General features: G+C 47.7%; 19 protein-coding genes. 1 reads left to right on the plus strand and 18 read right to left on the minus strand.

The window, feature by feature from the left end:
• Positions 1 to 167 precede the first annotated feature (167 nt).
• The 9 genes from spoVG to metG form a co-directional block, all read right to left on the minus strand.
• The gene (spoVG, locus tag N179_RS15960; RefSeq protein WP_023466546.1) at positions 168 to 479 is read right to left on the minus strand and encodes a septation regulator SpoVG; all 312 of its coding nucleotides are present in this window, start codon (positions 477 to 479) and stop codon (positions 168 to 170) included.
• A gap of 158 nt (positions 480 to 637) precedes the next feature.
• Entirely contained in the window at positions 638 to 1,477 is an 840-nt protein-coding gene (gene purR, locus N179_RS15965) for a pur operon repressor (RefSeq protein ID WP_023466544.1), read from the minus strand.
• Positions 1,478 to 1,546: 69 nt separating this feature from the next.
• Complete coding sequence (ispE, locus tag N179_RS15970; protein WP_058713009.1) at positions 1,547 to 2,407, minus strand: 4-(cytidine 5'-diphospho)-2-C-methyl-D-erythritol kinase; 861 nt, start codon at positions 2,405 to 2,407, stop codon at positions 1,547 to 1,549.
• Positions 2,408 to 2,502: 95 nt separating this feature from the next.
• A complete protein-coding gene (locus tag N179_RS15975; protein WP_012368950.1) occupies positions 2,503 to 2,742 on the minus strand; it encodes a Veg family protein in 240 nt (79 codons plus the stop codon).
• Between the two features lie 84 nt (positions 2,743 to 2,826).
• Entirely contained in the window at positions 2,827 to 3,705 is an 879-nt protein-coding gene (gene rsmA / locus N179_RS15980) for a 16S rRNA (adenine(1518)-N(6)/adenine(1519)-N(6))-dimethyltransferase RsmA (protein WP_023466540.1), read from the minus strand.
• Positions 3,702 to 4,259, minus strand: a complete 558-nt coding sequence (gene rnmV, locus N179_RS15985; protein ID WP_023466539.1) for a ribonuclease M5 — start codon at positions 4,257 to 4,259, stop codon at positions 3,702 to 3,704. Before rnmV ends, rsmA begins: the two co-directional genes overlap by 4 nt.
• Before the next feature lie 66 nt (positions 4,260 to 4,325).
• A complete protein-coding gene (locus N179_RS17255; protein WP_276327343.1) occupies positions 4,326 to 5,594 on the minus strand; it encodes a 3D domain-containing protein in 1,269 nt (422 codons plus the stop codon).
• The gene (locus tag N179_RS15995) at positions 5,594 to 6,361 is read right to left on the minus strand and encodes a TatD family hydrolase (RefSeq protein ID WP_075643145.1); all 768 of its coding nucleotides are present in this window, start codon (positions 6,359 to 6,361) and stop codon (positions 5,594 to 5,596) included. The genes N179_RS17255 and N179_RS15995 overlap by 1 nt, the downstream gene beginning before the upstream one ends.
• 59 nt (positions 6,362 to 6,420) lie before the next feature.
• On the minus strand, positions 6,421 to 8,400 hold the full coding sequence (gene metG / locus N179_RS16000) for a methionine--tRNA ligase (protein WP_276327342.1): 1,980 nt from the start codon (positions 8,398 to 8,400) through the stop codon (positions 6,421 to 6,423).
• Positions 8,401 to 8,724: 324 nt separating this feature from the next.
• On the opposite strand from metG, the gene N179_RS16005 reads away from it, so the two are divergent.
• A complete protein-coding gene (locus N179_RS16005) occupies positions 8,725 to 9,021 on the plus strand; it encodes an AbrB/MazE/SpoVT family DNA-binding domain-containing protein (RefSeq protein WP_023466531.1) in 297 nt (98 codons plus the stop codon).
• 35 nt (positions 9,022 to 9,056) lie between these two features.
• Here N179_RS16005 and rsmI read toward each other — a convergent pair whose 3' ends face one another.
• The 9 genes from rsmI to N179_RS16050 are packed head-to-tail and all read right to left on the minus strand — an operon-like array spanning position 9,057 to position 15,514.
• Positions 9,057 to 9,914, minus strand: a complete 858-nt coding sequence (gene rsmI, locus N179_RS16010) for a 16S rRNA (cytidine(1402)-2'-O)-methyltransferase (protein WP_055966569.1) — start codon at positions 9,912 to 9,914, stop codon at positions 9,057 to 9,059.
• A complete protein-coding gene (locus N179_RS16015; protein ID WP_058266114.1) occupies positions 9,911 to 10,165 on the minus strand; it encodes a GIY-YIG nuclease family protein in 255 nt (84 codons plus the stop codon). Before N179_RS16015 ends, rsmI begins: the two co-directional genes overlap by 4 nt.
• A complete protein-coding gene (locus N179_RS16020; RefSeq protein ID WP_023466526.1) occupies positions 10,158 to 10,895 on the minus strand; it encodes a tRNA1(Val) (adenine(37)-N6)-methyltransferase in 738 nt (245 codons plus the stop codon). The genes N179_RS16015 and N179_RS16020 overlap by 8 nt, the downstream gene beginning before the upstream one ends.
• A 51-nt stretch (positions 10,896 to 10,946) precedes the next feature.
• On the minus strand, positions 10,947 to 11,297 hold the full coding sequence (yabA, locus tag N179_RS16025) for a DNA replication initiation control protein YabA (protein WP_119182633.1): 351 nt from the start codon (positions 11,295 to 11,297) through the stop codon (positions 10,947 to 10,949).
• A gap of 8 nt (positions 11,298 to 11,305) precedes the next feature.
• Complete coding sequence (locus tag N179_RS16030) at positions 11,306 to 12,136, minus strand: PSP1 domain-containing protein (RefSeq protein ID WP_029343044.1); 831 nt, start codon at positions 12,134 to 12,136, stop codon at positions 11,306 to 11,308.
• 6 nt (positions 12,137 to 12,142) lie between these two features.
• Positions 12,143 to 13,135, minus strand: coding sequence for a DNA polymerase (locus N179_RS16035; protein WP_050677360.1), 993 nt, complete (start codon positions 13,133 to 13,135; stop codon positions 12,143 to 12,145).
• Positions 13,135 to 13,464 carry a cyclic-di-AMP receptor gene (locus N179_RS16040; protein ID WP_023466519.1) on the minus strand — a complete coding sequence of 110 codons (330 nt, stop codon included), beginning with the start codon at positions 13,462 to 13,464 and terminating at the stop codon, positions 13,135 to 13,137. Before N179_RS16040 ends, N179_RS16035 begins: the two co-directional genes overlap by 1 nt.
• Positions 13,461 to 14,099: a dTMP kinase gene (tmk, locus tag N179_RS16045; protein WP_075643147.1), complete on the minus strand. Its 639-nt coding sequence runs from the start codon at positions 14,097 to 14,099 to the stop codon at positions 13,461 to 13,463. The genes N179_RS16040 and tmk overlap by 4 nt, the downstream gene beginning before the upstream one ends.
• Positions 14,096 to 15,514 (minus strand): aminotransferase class I/II-fold pyridoxal phosphate-dependent enzyme, encoded by a 1,419-nt coding sequence (locus N179_RS16050; RefSeq protein ID WP_075643148.1) that lies wholly within the window; start codon positions 15,512 to 15,514, stop codon positions 14,096 to 14,098. Before N179_RS16050 ends, tmk begins: the two co-directional genes overlap by 4 nt.
• Positions 15,515 to 15,553: the final 39 nt, after the last annotated feature.

A 15,553-nucleotide genomic window follows, 5' to 3' on the forward strand; every position in this document is an offset into this window, starting at 1 on the left:
CTTGTCGCTCCTCCACGTAAATTAGTGTTGATTTCGTTCTGAAATAGTACACTCGTTCCAACTATAACGAAAACGGCACCGTTATTCAATGATGGGACGAAGCGGAATCGAGGAAAAAACGAGAAAAAAGACAGCTTTTCCCAAGAAGAGAAAAGCTGTCTTTTTCCTTATACTTGATCTGTCGTTTGAACAGAAGCGACTTCGTAACCGATGCCTTCTTCTTGTTCCTCACGTGCCGCATAAGCTTCGAGTACTGAATCTTCGACCTTTTTTCGCATTAATGCATTGATTGGATGAGCGACATCCCGGAAGATACCTTCTTGCGTTCGTTTGCTTGGCATGGCGACGAAGAGACCACTATTCCCTTCGATGACACGCAAATCATGTACCACGAATTCGTGGTCGAGCGTAATAGAGGCAAGTGCTTTCATTCGACCCTCTGCCACGACGCGACGAATTTTAACGTCCGTAACGTTCATTTTGTCCGCACCCCTTTAACCGTTGTCACAACTCTTCGTTGTCTACTTCTACTTACGGCTTAAAACAAATAAAGGTTTAGTCTTTCCCAATCTTTTTACGCATAATTTCCAAAAGTTTGATAATTACAGTATAGTTACAATCCATGCGGCTGTCAATTTCAGGTAGTCTCGGCTTCCGAGAAATAGTGATCGACGTTTCCACGCTTGACTTGGATTTGACCGAGATCGACGTCGACGTCCGCTAATTTCATTAAACTGACGTATTCGTTGACCATCTTCTTCTCAGCACCCTCTGCCTCGATCAAGACCCCAACACCTGCAACCTTTGCTTCGAACTCGCTCAAGAGACTCATCATTCCACGAATCGTTCCGCCAGCTTTCATGAAGTCATCGATCAATAAGACGTTCGCTCCACGCGGCAAGCTCCGACGCGCAAGTGCCATCGTCCGGATCGCTTTTGAAGACCCTGAGACATAGTTGATGCTGACTGTTGATCCTTCCGTGACACGACTATCTGAACGCACGATGACGAACGGCACACCCAGTTGCTCAGCGACCGCATAAGCAAGCGGAATCCCTTTCGTCGCGATCGTCATGACGACATCAACTTTCTTTTGGCTAAAGACAGATGCAAACACTTGCCCCATTTGTTTGACCATCTTCGGATCCCCGAGTAAGTCCGTCAAATAGAGATATCCCCCCGGTAACAGTCGATCTGGACGTGCGACACGTTCACATAGATCATCGATGAACGGTAACGCCTTCTTACTGCTCCACGTCGGGATGAACATGACGCCACCCGCAGCACCTGGTACCGTGACGAGACGACCCGTTCCCTCATGTTCTAACATCTCGCTGACGATATCTAAATCTTCACTGATCGACGATTTCGCCGATTTGTAGCGTTCTGCAAAAATCGTCAATGAGACGAGATGATGGGGATGGTCAAGCAAGTACCGCGTCATGTCGACCAATCGACCACTTCTCCGAATTTTCATTTGTTTTGTTCCACCTCTCCGTAATTCCGAATATTCAATAGTGAATATATCATTTTCATACGGATATTATCAATGGTTTTCGCCTAAAAGACGAACGACGTAGACTTCGTTACAAAAGCCACGTAATCCATTATAGAGACGTTGTGCCCGATTCTCGTGTTCCGTCAACGCAAAGACTGTCGGACCACTTCCGCTCATCAAGACGCCTTCTGCGCCACAACTCGTCATGAATTCCTTGATCTGCTCGACTTCCGGGTGCATCGGCAACGTGACCGATTCGAGAACGTTCCCGAGTGACTGGCAAATGCCTTGGAAATCTTGCGCCTTCACCGCATCGATCATCGCTTCGACGTTCGGACGTTTTGCCGTGTTCAAGTCGAGAGCACCATAGACGTCAGCCGTCGAGACACCAATCGTCGGTTTGGCAAGAACGACCCAGCATGGTGGTGGTGAGACAAGTTTTTCTAGCTTCTCTCCGCGACCTGTTGCAATCGCTGTTCCACCCATGACACAAAACGGAACATCAGATCCAACCGCTGCGCCAACTTCCGCCAACTCTTCAAGCGTCAAGCCGAGTTGCCATAACTCATTCAAACCGCGTAACGTCGCTGCCGCGTCACTGGAACCACCAGCAAGTCCCGCTGCGACCGGGATGTGTTTCTCTAAAAAGATTTCGACCCCCGTCTTGACGTCGTATTTTTCTTTTAAGATCGCTGCTGCTTTATACGCAAGATTACGTTCGTCGTTTGGAACGTAAGCATGCTGGGCATTCATGCGAATTTCTCCTGACGGCAGCTCCGTCAATTCTAGACGGTCTGCCAAATCGACTGTCGTCATCACCATATGTACATCGTGATAGCCGTCCGGGCGCTTTGCCGTCGCATCCAGGACTAGGTTGATCTTGGCCGGAGCCTTTACAATAATCGTCATCGTGCCGTTCCTCCTCTAGTTCGTTTCCTGTAGGAATTGTATCAACCTTTCCACAAAAAAAGAAGCGAACATTTTGTCCGCTTCGGAAGGTAAGTTTACGAATTCGCAAATTCGATTTGTACGGAGTCTGTTAGCACGTCGGCGTAGCTATAAGAAACTCGCTCGACATTGTGGCGCTCTGCGTCTAGCTTGACTACAAACACCGAAGGATACGTCTCAACGAGCGTTCCGATTCGGGTTACGACCTTTTTACGACCGCCGCTTGCTTTTAGCGTCAGTCTTTCACCAACATGTGTTTCGAAAACATGTCTGATTTCGTTCAACGTCTTTGGCATACGCTTCACCTCACTAATATTTATTATAGCATATTAAATAAATATTAGAAAGGGGAAATATTATATCTGTTCTAATCGTATCCGTCAACGTTTTTTAATTGGCAAAAGTGCATCCGCTAACTGTGCGAATTCCTGCAGGCTGAGCGTTTCTCCGCGACGACGTGGTTCGATTCCAGCTTCTAACAATGCCGCTTCGACCGCCGCCTTTTCTGTCTTCCCAAAGTGTGTCGTCAAGTTGTTCAGAATCGTTTTCCGACGTTGTGCAAAACTTGCTCGGACGATTTCGAAGAAGAGGGCCTCATCTTGCGTCTGTACCGCTGGCTCTTTTCGAATGTTCAAACGGATGACAGCTGAATCAACGTTTGGTGCTGGGATGAAGACTTGTTTTGGAACCGTGAAGCAGACTTCAGCTTCCGCATAATACTGAATCGCGATCGATAGAGAACCGTATGCTTTCGTGCCCGGTTTTGCACCGATTCGTTCAGCGACTTCCTTTTGAATCATCATGACGAGCGTCCGAAACGGTGCTTTCGCTTCGAGAATCCGCATGATGATCGGTGTCGTGACGTAATACGGGAGGTTCGCGACGACGGCAATGTCAGTGATGCCTTCTTGCGTGAACTCTTCTGCGACGATCGTCGAAAGATCCAGTTCAAGGGCATCACCGTGAATGACCTTCGTATGAGGATACGGTGAAAGTGTATCGTCAAGAATCGGTAATAGACGCTGATCGATTTCAAGAGCGACGACTTTTTTCGCCTGTTTCGCCGATTGTTCCGTCAATGAGCCGATTCCTGGTCCGATCTCGAGTACGCCGCTCTCCGGCGTTAATCCAGCTGCTCCGACGATGTTTCCTAATACGTTTAAATCGATTAAAAAATTTTGTCCTAACGATTTTTTAAACGAAAAGCCATGTTTCGCTAAAATTTCCTTCGTCCGGTGCAATGTAGCAATGTCTTTCAAACTTCTTCCTCCTCTAATTGTTTCAAAGCCGCTTCCCATTCTGCCCGCGTGATCCGGATTGATGCGACGCGTTTGACAAGTTGTTTGGCATTTGGTTCACCAATCGCAAGAATCTGACCGAGACGACGACGGCGGATCGAGGCTGCTGGTCCACCAATCAAATCAGCTGCCAGAATCATCTCACGTGTCACTTCAGCAACCGGTGCTTCTTCCGTCTCATAGACAGCAGCGAGCGCTTCTTCGATTGCGGCAGGTGAGGCATGCTCCACACCGATTTTGCCTCGCTTGTCTTTTGCTTGAGCACGCGGAAGATAAGCATGTTTACAGCCTGGTACGCGTTCATTGATTCGAGCACGGATACGATCTCCTGGAAAATCAGGATCCGTGAAAATGATGACACCGCGCCGTTCCAGCGCCTTCTCGATGCGTTGCATCGTTTGTTCGTTGACGGCTGAGCCGTTCGTTTCAATTGTATCGACATCAAAGACTTCTTGTAATCGTGTCGTATCATCCCGTCCTTCGACGACGATGACTTCTTTTAAGCGTTTCCGCATGATCTCTCCACCTTCTTCAAACACTCTCGTAATTGTACCTGTTTCCACGAAAAAAACAAGGAAGCGTCACGTGTCCGCTTCCGTTGCACTAGGAATGACCCAGACTTGCAGTTGTTTTCGACCGAACGTCTTCGCTTTTTGTTCTCCGTCGACCAAGACATCAATCTTATTGCCTTTGATGGCGCCACCGGTATCGAGGGCGATCGCAAGCCCCACTCCTTTGACGTAGACCTTCGTACCAAGCGGAATGACCTTCGGATCAACCGCGATAATCGGCATCCCTTGATAGGTGATCGTATCTGTCACGTCATACCCGGTCGCTGTCAAGGCGCGACCGTTATACAAACGACTGCCGTTTGAAGCTGGATCGTTCGTATACGCTGTCGCTTCGACCATCAAGCTCTTCGCACTTGCAAAATCAAGATCCGTATCGGCCTTCGGTGTTTCAGCTAACGGATTCGTCGCCTGTTCTTCGTTGAAGACAGGCGCTTCGACGGGTGTCTCGACCGGTTTGGTTCCGACTTTGACGACTTGTTTGACGGGTGTCTGCGTCACTTGATCACCAATCAGTTTTTTCTCTTTGCTCAAACCGTTAGCAAGCGTCAATTGATACTTTTTCGTTCGGACACCTGGACGACCAGATGCCGTCACGAGTTGTTCGCCTTCCGGTAAAGTTGGGTCCTCGACTTCTTCGATTTCAAACGGAACGAGCTGTTCCTGCGTCAACGTTGCACGACGTGTCGTGTTGACCGTAATCAACGTCCCTTCCGTCACGCGGGTGTCGGGATCTGGAGCGACCCGATCTTCTTTTTGCAAGCGAATTCCTTCTCGCGCTAACAATTCCCGGACCGACGTCTCATATGTGTAGAGTTGTCGGGCTTTTCCACCGACGACAAGATCAACAGGAAAAGCTTCTCGGTATCGCACCGTCATACCACTCTTCAGAACAGCGTCAGAGGACGGATAGATATCATCCGTCTCCGCTTTCTTGATACCACGTTCTGCCAGCAAATCCTTCACTTGGCGCGCCTGCGTCCGAACACGACGGGATTCACCATAGCCCATGATCAGTGTGATCTCTTTCGCACGCTGAATGACGATCAACCGTTTTTCTGGTAAATCAGCACTGAGCGCTGGTTCGATGATGTCATTCGTTCGCGTCGTGATGCCTGCTTCTTTAAGTACGCCATAAACGGAATCGGCTGTCGTTTCAATTTGCTGCTCTTGTCCATCAATCAAGACGGTCACGGTTTGTGGATGATCCATCATTCCATAGATGAGTGCAGCAACAAGTAAGAGGCTGAATCCAATCGTAGTAAACGTCAACGAACGCATCATGGCAAGCGGAAGATCCGTTTGGCATTTTCGGTCGTTGCTGCTTCCACGTCGGCATACATCATGCCACGGAGCTGCGCAATCTCTTCAGCGACGAACCGGACGTAAGCGGGTTCGTTGCGTTTCCCGCGGTGTGGCGTCGGTGTCAGATACGGACAATCCGTCTCGACGAGTAGACGATCGAGCGGGACTTCCTGCGCAACACGCTTCGGCATCTTCGCATTCTTGAACGTGACGGGACCTCCGAGTGAAATATAGAAGTTCATCGCCAGGCAGCGTGGTAATAATTCAGCACTCATGCTGTAGCTATGCAGAATCCCACCGACTTCTTTCGCATCTTCTTCTTCAAGAATCCGTAATGTATCTTCTGTCGCTTCCCGGTTATGGATGACGATCGGCTTCTTTTTCTGCTTCGCAAGCCGGATTTGTTTACGAAAAGCTTCCTGCTGCACATCTTTCGGTGACGTATCCCAGTGATAGTCGAGTCCGATTTCTCCAAGCGCAACGACTTTTTCGTGATCCATCAACCGTTCGACCTTTTGGTACGCTTCCTCATCAAAATCAATCGAGTCGACGGGATGCCACCCGATGACCGCATAAAGATCATCGTACGCTTCGACGAGTTCCATCGCACGATCAATCGTCTTATGATCAAATCCGACGACGATCATCGGTGAGACACCGTTCGCGCGTGCCCGCTCAATCGTCTCATGGACGTCGTCCGCGAATTGGTCTGCATTTAAGTGAGTGTGTGTATCGATTAACATAGCTGTTCGACTCCTTCTTTAAAAAAATGCCTGTGACATGGAGTCCACAGGCATCGGTTTTATTTTACGCTTGCGCCGTTCGCCATCGTTGACGGAACCGTCGCCAGTTCAAGTTTTCCTGCTTTTTCAGCAGCAAGGACCATTCCTTGTGAGAGTTCGCCACGTAACGTGACCGGTTTTAAGTTCGCCACGACGATGACTTTTCGTCCGACTAAATCTTCCGGCTCATACCACTGAGCGATACCAGAGACGATTTGGCGTGTTTCTTTACCCATATCGACTTGTAACTTCAATAGTTTTTTCGCCTTTTTGATTTTTTCAGCCGTCACGACTTCACCGACACGGAGTTCGATTTGGTCAAAGACATCGATTGTCGTTTCTGGACGAATATCTTCGTCTTCTTCTTCAACTTCCTCTTCCTCAACACGTGCTGCAGAAGCTTGGCGCATCATGTCGACGATTGCTTCGACTTCTTCTTTGACGTCGAGACGTGGGAAGATCGGTGTCGCTGTATCGACTTTTGTTCCTGGTGTGATATCTGCGAATTTCTCGAGCGCTGCCCAGTCCATCGCTTGTCCAGAGAGACCCAGTTGCGCGAAGATCTCTTTTGGTGAACGCGTCATGAACGGTTGCAACATGATCGCCACGTGACGCAAGACGCCAACGAGATGCACCATGACAGAACCGAGTTCCGCCGTTTTGGATTCGTCTTTTGCAAGCACCCACGGTTGTGTCTCATCGATGTATTTGTTGGCACGGCTGATCAATTGCCAAATGTTCGACAGTACGACAGAGAATTCCATGTGTTCCATCGATGCTTCGACTTTCGTGACCGTTTCTTTTGCAAGATCCGACAGTGTCGCATCAAACGGTGTCACGTTACCTGTATAGGCTGGGATCTCACCATCAAAGTATTTCGTGACCATCGCGATCGTCCGGTTGAGTAAGTTCCCGAGATCGTTCGCCAAATCGTAGTTCATCCGCTCAACGAATGCTTCAGGTGTGAACATACCGTCCGAACCGAATGGCACTTCCCGTAAGAGGTAATAACGAAGGGCGTCGAGACCGTAGCGATCCGTCAACGGAATCGGATCGACGACGTTTCCTTTTGATTTCGACATTTTTCCGTCTTTCATCAACAACCAACCATGTGCGAAGACTTTCTTCGGTAATGGGAGGTCAAGCGCCATCAAGAGTGCCGGCCAGATGATCGTGTGGAAACGAACGATTTCTTTTCCGACGAGATGGACATCTGCTGGCCAGTACTTATCGAAGTTACCGTGATCGTCCGTACCGTAACCGAGTGACGAGATGTAATTCGTCAACGCATCGATCCAGACGTAGACGACGTGTTTTGGATTCGACGGGACTTGTACACCCCAGTTGAATGTCGTCCGTGAGACCGCTAAGTCTTGAAGACCTGGTTTAATGAAGTTATTGATCATTTCGTGTTTACGTGATTCTGGCAAGATGAATGACGGATTCGCCTCAAAGTACTCAAGCAGACGGTCCGCGTACTTACTGATCCGGAAGAAGTAACATTCTTCGCGAACGAGCTCGACCGGGTGTCCACTGTCAGGGCTCTTCCCGTCGACGAGTTGTGATTCCGTATAGTACGTCTCATCCGGAATCGAATACCAACCTTCGTATTCACCTAAATAGATATCGCCTGATTCAAGAAGTGTCTCGAACACTTTTTCGACGACTTTCTTGTGACGTGGTTCTGTCGTCCGGATATAATCATCGTACGAAATGTCGAGACGATCCCATAAGACTTTAATCTGTTCGACGACACCGTCGACGAATGCCTGTTCCGAAATCCCTGCTTCTGCTGCTTTTTCCTGGATCTTTTGACCATGCTCATCGCTACCAGTCAAATACCGGACATCAAATCCTTGAAGTCGTTTGTACCGTGCCATCGCATCTCCAGCCACCGTCGTGTACGCGTGACCGATATGTAGTTTTGCACTTGGGTAATAAATCGGGGTCGTGATATAAAATGTCTTTGCCATGTTATTCCTCCGTTCTCTGATTTCCATCTTCATTATAGGCTATTATACGCTGTTACGGGACTGATGTCGAAACTCACTTTTTGTCGAATCAAAACATTTTTTGACATCAGACATCAAATTACAAAAAAACACACTCTATAGTTTCATTTCCTTTAAAAAGGGAAAATGTATTAATAAATCGTTTCAAATATGGTGTTTTTGAGAAATAAATGACATTTTGATTTCAAGCTATTCAGATTGGTTGACTACTTTTGGAAAGTCTAGTATTCTACATTCTATAGAAACGATGTCGAATTTTGACGATTTTTCAAAAGAAAAAGAGATCCATGACATCAAAGGAGGAACAACAAAATGAAATCAACAGGTATTGTACGTAAGGTAGACGAGCTCGGTCGTGTCGTAATTCCAATCGAATTACGCCGTACACTTCAAATTGCAGAAAAGGATGCCCTCGAGATCTATGTCGACAACGAACAGATCATCCTTAAAAAATATAAACCAAACATGACTTGCCAAGTAACAGGAGAAGTATCAGAAGATAACTTCAAATTGGCTGATGGTAAATTGATTCTTTCACCAGATGGCGCACAACGCGTTCTCGTTGAATTAAAAGATTTCCTCGATCGTCATTACGCAAGCAACGAGTAAACAAAAAAGGAAGCTCCTGACGGGGCTTCCTTTTTTTAATCTGCTTCGTGAAACGCAAGATACAGCTCCTGACGATCCAGTCCCCGTTCCTTGGCGACACGCTTCAACGCTGCATTCGGCTTTTCGCCTTCTTCGATATACCGACGGATTTGCTCGAGTGGATCACTGTCTTGAATGACCGCATCAGGTCGTTCTTCATTTGACCCTTCGACAAGAACGACGAACTCACCTCGAACGTCTTCTGCTGCCCAAGCACGTAATTCACTCACGCTCCCCCGAATGTATTCCTCATACCGTTTCGTTAGTTCCCGGGCTAACGTCACCTGACGATCACCGAGTACTTCCTCGATCCCTTGCAACATCTCTTTCAAACGATGTGGTGCTTCATAAAAGACGAGCGTTCCGGTTTCGTATTTCAATTGCTCCAACGCTTCGCGACGCTCTTTTTTCTTCCGTGGCAAAAAGCCGTAATATAAAAAGCGTTCCGTCGATAATCCGGACGCGACAAGAGCGGTCAATGCAGCGTTCGCACCCGGAAGAACGATGACAGGGATGTCTGCTGCAATCGCTTGGCGAATCAGATCGCTTCCCGGGTCCGAGATGCCAGGCATACCAGCGTCGGAGACGAGGGCAATTTGTTTTCCTGCCTCTAAATCAGCGAGGAGTCGTTCGCCGCTTGTTTGTTTATTGTGTTCATGGTAACTGACAAGCTTCGACTCAATCGAAAAGTGTCGAAACAGTTTCATCGTCTGCCGCGTATCTTCTGCTGCGACGATATCGGATTCCTGTAAGATCCGTACTGCCCGATATGTCATGTCTTCTAAATTGCCGATTGGTGTCGGGACGATATAGAGACCGGCTCCTTGCTGTTGATAGCTACTCGTCGCTTTCATGAGGTTCCTCCTTGAATCAACCGTTCTTTTTGTGAACGGGTTAATTGTTTAATCGCATATTCCCGCTTCATTGCCTCTGACTTCGTCGCAAAAGCTTCCTGATGAACGAGGACGACCGGTAGACGGGCACGTGTATACTTCGCACCCTTACCTGCGTTATGTGTCGCGATGCGTTGCGTGACGTCTACCGCGTAACCCGTATAATACGTATCATCTTGGCAACGAACGATATAGACTGCATGCTCAGACATCGAACAGTTCCTTCATCTGAGCCGCATACGAGTTGTCCGCCTCATAGACGATGAATGGGGGGAGCACCTTCAGTCCAGGTTTTGCATCCTTGATCCCCTCAATCAAGAGCATGTTTGCTTCCTTCCCTGCTTTCGGATAAATCAGCTGCATCCGTTTCGGTTCCAAGCGATACGTCCGCATCAAGGTGACGATATCGAGCAGTCGTTCCGGTCGATGAACGAACGCTGCTTTTCCGCCTTGTTTCAACAAATCAGATGCACCTCGAATACAGTCTTCAAGGGTACAGAGGACTTCGTGCCTTGCAATCGTATAATGTTCACTTTGGTTTTGGTTCGATGTCTCATTTGCTAAAAAATATGGCGGATTGCAGGTGACAGCATCATAGATGCCGTATCCAAGACGCGCTCCCGCCTCTTTGACGTCCCCTTCAATCATCTCAATCCGGTCGTTCAGTTCATTCAAGGTGACGCTCCGTCGTGCCATCTCCGCTAGTCGTGGCTGGATTTCAAGACCCGTGATCTGCCCTTTCGTCCGGTAGGATAAAAAGAGTGGAATTGCACCGTTTCCTGAACAGAGATCGGCAATCCGTCCCTGTTGAATCGGGACCCACGCAAATCGTGCGAGCAGTGCCGCGTCAAGTGAATACGAGAAGACGGATGGACTTTGAATGATTTTCCCTTCCTGTCCTAAGAGATAATCAAGTCGTTCGTCTGGTAATAGTTCAAACATGTCGTGCCTTCCTTTCCGAAAAAAAGACTGACTCATGTAGAAGTCAGCCTCTCAATGTTTCGTTAACATGGATAAGCAAAAGAGACAATCGCCGTCTTTTCGTACTTGTCCATAATGCAAGTTACAGATGTGGAACCCTTCCTGGTACAATCGCCCGAGATTATCGTAGCCCGCACCGACGCCTGCTTCCGCTTCTTCCGCTTCCGTGACCGGCTGTTGTTCATCGCGTTCGACTTTTTCTCGAAGATGATGATTCTCCAGGTACAGATGTTGGTTCTCTTCCATCATGTAAGCCAGCTGATCCTTTAACACGCTCAGATGCTCAGTCAGCAAATGAATCTGTTGCTCAATCGCATCGACACGCGTAATGATTTCTTTTTTATCGACTCTCTCCACGCGTATGCACCCCGTTATTCTTTTGGTCGTTTTGGTTTTACGGCACCAACGGATAATAGTTCTTCCATTGAATACGTCAAGACGCGGGAACGATCCTTCAGTTCGATTTGAACGACTTGATCGAGGATGTTCAAACCAACGACGCGTCCTTCGCCTTCAGGTACTGTCAAACGTTTTCCGTAGTCCGGCAAATCACGGCGCATTTCTTCATACGTATCGTTCTCGTATTTCAGGCAGCACATCAAACGACCACATACTCCTGAAATCTTCGTCGGATTCAACGACAGGTTTTGATCTTTTGCCATCTTGATCGAAACCGGTTCGAACTCACCGAGGAAAGATGAACAACATAAGACACGACCACACGGACCGATGCCTCCCAGTAACTTCGCTTCATCCCGAACACCGATTTGACGGAGTTCGATACGCGTCCGGAAGACCGCCGCTAAATCTTTGACGAGCTCACGGAAGTCAACACGTCCTTCTGCCGTGAAGTAGAAGATGACCTTATTGCGATCAAACGTGTACTCGACATCGACCAATTTCATATCGAGTTTATGTTCACGGATTTTTTCGACACATACCGCATGCGCATCAAGCGCTGCGACTTTATTTTCGCGGACGATCATTGCATCCTTATCGTCAGCAATCCGAAGAATGGATTTCAGTGGCAACACCACATCTTCTTCGTCCATTTGTTTATCGGCGATGACCACTTCGCCATATTCAATGCCCCGTACCGTCTCAACGATGACTGCTTGTCCTCGTGATAATGACTCTTGTCCAGGTGCAAAATAATAAATTTTGCCCGCTTCTTTAAAGCGAACGCCTACTACTTCTAGCATGTCGCTCTACCCTTTCTGTAAGTCAAACATGAGACGCTCAACTGTTAATTGGGGATTAACATTCGCTTCGACCCGTCTTACTGCGGCAAGCACAGCTTGCAACCAGCGGGTGATCGTCGTCTGGCTCTTGGACCCCATCTGTTCAAGTTGGGGTTTACTATTCGTATAGGTCATACCTTCCCACGCCGGATTCAGTTTCAGACGTAAGACATCCTCGAAGAAACAAGTGACGAGTTCAAGACCGATTCGGACATCCTGACGGTTTTTGAATTGTCCCATCCATTTCTCTTGTACGAACAGTGGTAAATCAGCCGGACGATTCGCTAATTCCTCCATCAATTGTAACACTGACGCTCGCGCATTTACAAACCAGTCTTCGAGTAATGCTTCTTCTGCATCCTCGACTTTTGGATAGACACGCGCTGCCAATTGCGTCAACTCGTGGTCCCGTCCCGTTTTTTCAGATAAAACCTCGCCAATCATTTGACGATCCGCCGGACGAAAACTTAATAACTGTCCCCGCGATCGAATCGTCGGTAAAAGGAGCTGGGGTTGATTCGTCAACAATAAAGCCACTTTTCCTTCTCCTGGTTCCTCAAAGAACTTCAGCAAACTGTTTGCTGCTTGGGGAGTCATCTTATGGGACTGGGTAATGACATAAATCTGACGATCACCTTCAAGTCCTCGGAGTGAGAGATCATGCATCAATTGTTGAATCTGTTCTTTTTTGATGGTCGCGCCATCTGGTTCGATTTCATAATAATCGACCAAGTTGCCACTTTCCATCCGCCGACAGCTACGACAGACACCACACGGCTCCACATCGACCGGTGCCTCACAAAAAAGGCTTTTCGCGAACAAGTGAGCCGCTTCAAGTAGAAGCGGCTCATAGTCTCCGGTGAAGATATAAGCGTGATTGATTCGATCGTTCCGTAACGAATTTTGAAGAATCGTCGAAATGACCGATTGTGTCTGTTCCAGTTCATGAAACGTCTGCATCAGAATTGATGAAACCCTTCGATTGGCAAGACGAAGACCGTTGCCCCGCCTACCTGGACTTCAACGGGATACGGGATATAAGAATCGGCATGACCACCCATTGGTGAGATTGGAGAAACCATCTGTTCGCGACTTGAACAGTTCTTTTTGATCAATCGCAACAAATCATCGAGACGCTCACTCTGTACACCAATCATGAACGTCGTGTTCCCCTCTTTAAGAAAACCACCTGTCGTTGCCAGTTTCGTTGCTCGGAAATCATGCTCGACAAGTGCTTCCGCCAAACGTAAGCTATCTTTATCTTGAACGATCGTAATGACCATTTTCATGAGAATCTCTCCTTTTCTTCTAAATAGGTAATGACATCTTCCACTAAGTCCTGATGAATCGCTTCAATCGATCGATTGGCCCGTACGATCTGCACCCGTTCCGGATCCGATGCTGCAATCTGTTGGAAACCTTCATAGACGCGGGCACGAAACGCATCATCTCGCTGCTCGATTCGATCAAGTGCTCCCCGGTCCATCATTCGTTTTTTAGAATCCGTTACCGTTAAATCAAATAAATACGTTCGGTCTGGCGCTAACCCACCTGTTGCAGAATCATTGATTTGACGCACGAGATCAATCGGATGTCCGAGACCATACCCTTGATACGCAAGTGACGCATCAACGAATCGGTCACATAAAACTATTGTGCCTGCCTCTAACGCCGGTCGAATCAATTCCTCGACATGCTGTGCACGAGACGCTGCATACAGCAGAATTTCCGTCATCTCTTTCATCTCTTCAAAATCAGGATTCAAAATCAACGAACGAATTTCGTTTCCAACGCGTGTGCCACCTGGCTCGCGGGTCGTCATGACGTTATAGCCCTTTTCTTTTAACACATCGCCAAGCAATTGTAGTTGTGTCGTTTTACCGGCACCATCTGGTCCTTCGACAGTAATGAACGTACCTTTCATTCTTCAAACCCTTCCTCTATGACGCGTAACGCTCCTCGTTGCAATTGTTCGCCCCCTTGCAAATGAACGGCTACGGTTTGATAATATCGTAAACGTAGTACCTGTTCCGCCGTAATGCGTTCGCCTCTGACGATCAACGGAATGCCTGGCGGGTATGGAATAATCGTTTCGAGTGAAACATGACCGATACACTCATCCAGCTGACGGAACATACCTGTTGCTTGTTCTAACTGTTCATAAGAACAAGCTAAAGCAGATACCTGTATTTTACCCATAATTGGTTGCTCGATATACCTTTTCAAAGGAATTCCTTCTGATTTCATCATTTGAATGGCTCGTTCGACACGGTGGACCCAGTCATTCTGCTCAGACTTTGTTAGCGGACGAAGTGGCAAAATACAGACGACGTGATCTCCTAGAGCAAATTCCGCATCGAGTTGAACAGCTCGTAACGCGTGCAACAACGCATCTCCTGAATATCCCTCATACGTTAATGTCATCCGCGACCAATCATCGAATCGCAGAACCGTCATATGATCGAACCGTTGAAGTGCTTCGATGAATACATCATGACTAGCTTGCACATCTGACATCCCTTTAACTGTCCATTGTTCACGATAGGAACGGGCGTAATCTAATGAAGCCAGGAGTAAATATGAAGGACTCGAAGTCTGAAACGCTTGAAGCGCTCGCTGTAACTTCCTTCTCATCTTTTCTGAAAATCGCTCATGCATCCATGCTCCCATTGTCAGTGCTGGAAGTGTTTTATGAGCAGACTGAACAACAGCGGTTGCTCCTAATTCAAATGCAGAGCGTACACCAAATGCTTCACCGAAGTGTGCGCCATGTGCTTCATCCACTAATAAAGGGAGTTCGTGCGACGCTGTGAGCTGAACGAGTGACGTGATATCAGCTGCTTCCCCGTAATAGGTCGGTGAAGTGATAAACACACCGACTCCTCCTGGATATTTCGTAAACGCTTCCTTTAATGTTTCACGTGAAACATGTCCACTGATTCCCGTTTCCTTATGGATGTCTGGTTCAAGAAAGATCGGTTCGATTCCTAACCATTCTAGTGCATTAAACACGGATTTATGCGAATTACGCTGTACATAAACACGCTCTCCTCTTGCTGCTGTAGCGGCAAGCATCGCCCAGTTTCCAACGGTCGAACCATTCACAAGGAAATGACTCGCTTTTGCACCGTAGACTTTTTGCAACAAAGCTATCGCGTCAGCAATAGCCTCTTCCGGATGATGAAAATCATCTAGACCAGGTAATTCTGTGACGTCCCATTTAAAGAAGTCAGGAAGAGGCGTCAATGTCCCATTCTTATGACCAGGAACATGCCATGAGATGGGCGATCGATCTAAATGACGTTGAAGTGCATGTACAATAGGAAGTTCGTGTTTCATGAAAAAACTCCTTTTCCTCTAAAATGATTACACAAAAAG

The sequence above is a fragment of the Exiguobacterium indicum HHS 31 genome (genome assembly GCF_001939065.1).
In the GTDB taxonomy this organism is placed as follows: Bacteria; Bacillota; Bacilli; order Exiguobacteriales; family Exiguobacteriaceae; genus Exiguobacterium_A; species Exiguobacterium_A indicum.

What these genes read in the sequence shown, in the direction of transcription:
- metG (WP_276327342.1), bottom strand. Translation starts at nt 8,400, where the DNA reads ATGGAAATCAGAGAACGGAGGAATAACATGGCAAAGACATTTTATATC.
- N179_RS15975 (WP_012368950.1), bottom strand. Translation starts at nt 2,742, where the DNA reads ATGCCAAAGACGTTGAACGAAATCAGACATGTTTTCGAAACACATGTT.
- rnmV (WP_023466539.1), bottom strand. Translation starts at nt 4,259, where the DNA reads ATGCGGAAACGCTTAAAAGAAGTCATCGTCGTCGAAGGACGGGATGAT.
- N179_RS16020 (WP_023466526.1), bottom strand. Translation starts at nt 10,895, where the DNA reads ATGTTTGAACTATTACCAGACGAACGACTTGATTATCTCTTAGGACAG.
- N179_RS16015 (WP_058266114.1), bottom strand. Translation starts at nt 10,165, where the DNA reads ATGTCTGAGCATGCAGTCTATATCGTTCGTTGCCAAGATGATACGTAT.
- tmk (WP_075643147.1), bottom strand. Translation starts at nt 14,099, where the DNA reads ATGAAAGGTACGTTCATTACTGTCGAAGGACCAGATGGTGCCGGTAAA.
- N179_RS15995 (WP_075643145.1), bottom strand. Translation starts at nt 6,361, where the DNA reads ATGTTAATCGATACACACACTCACTTAAATGCAGACCAATTCGCGGAC.
- N179_RS16050 (WP_075643148.1), bottom strand. Translation starts at nt 15,514, where the DNA reads ATGAAACACGAACTTCCTATTGTACATGCACTTCAACGTCATTTAGAT.
- N179_RS16040 (WP_023466519.1), bottom strand. Translation starts at nt 13,464, where the DNA reads ATGAAAATGGTCATTACGATCGTTCAAGATAAAGATAGCTTACGTTTG.
- N179_RS17255 (WP_276327343.1), bottom strand. Translation starts at nt 5,594, where the DNA reads ATGCGTTCGTTGACGTTTACTACGATTGGATTCAGCCTCTTACTTGTT.
- ispE (WP_058713009.1), bottom strand. Translation starts at nt 2,407, where the DNA reads ATGACGATTATTGTAAAGGCTCCGGCCAAGATCAACCTAGTCCTGGAT.
- N179_RS16035 (WP_050677360.1), bottom strand. Translation starts at nt 13,135, where the DNA reads ATGCAGACGTTTCATGAACTGGAACAGACACAATCGGTCATTTCGACG.
- N179_RS16030 (WP_029343044.1), bottom strand. Translation starts at nt 12,136, where the DNA reads ATGCTAGAAGTAGTAGGCGTTCGCTTTAAAGAAGCGGGCAAAATTTAT.
- rsmI (WP_055966569.1), bottom strand. Translation starts at nt 9,914, where the DNA reads ATGAAAGCGACGAGTAGCTATCAACAGCAAGGAGCCGGTCTCTATATC.
- N179_RS16005 (WP_023466531.1), top strand. Translation starts at nt 8,725, where the DNA reads ATGAAATCAACAGGTATTGTACGTAAGGTAGACGAGCTCGGTCGTGTC.
- purR (WP_023466544.1), bottom strand. Translation starts at nt 1,477, where the DNA reads ATGAAAATTCGGAGAAGTGGTCGATTGGTCGACATGACGCGGTACTTG.
- spoVG (WP_023466546.1), bottom strand. Translation starts at nt 479, where the DNA reads ATGAACGTTACGGACGTTAAAATTCGTCGCGTCGTGGCAGAGGGTCGA.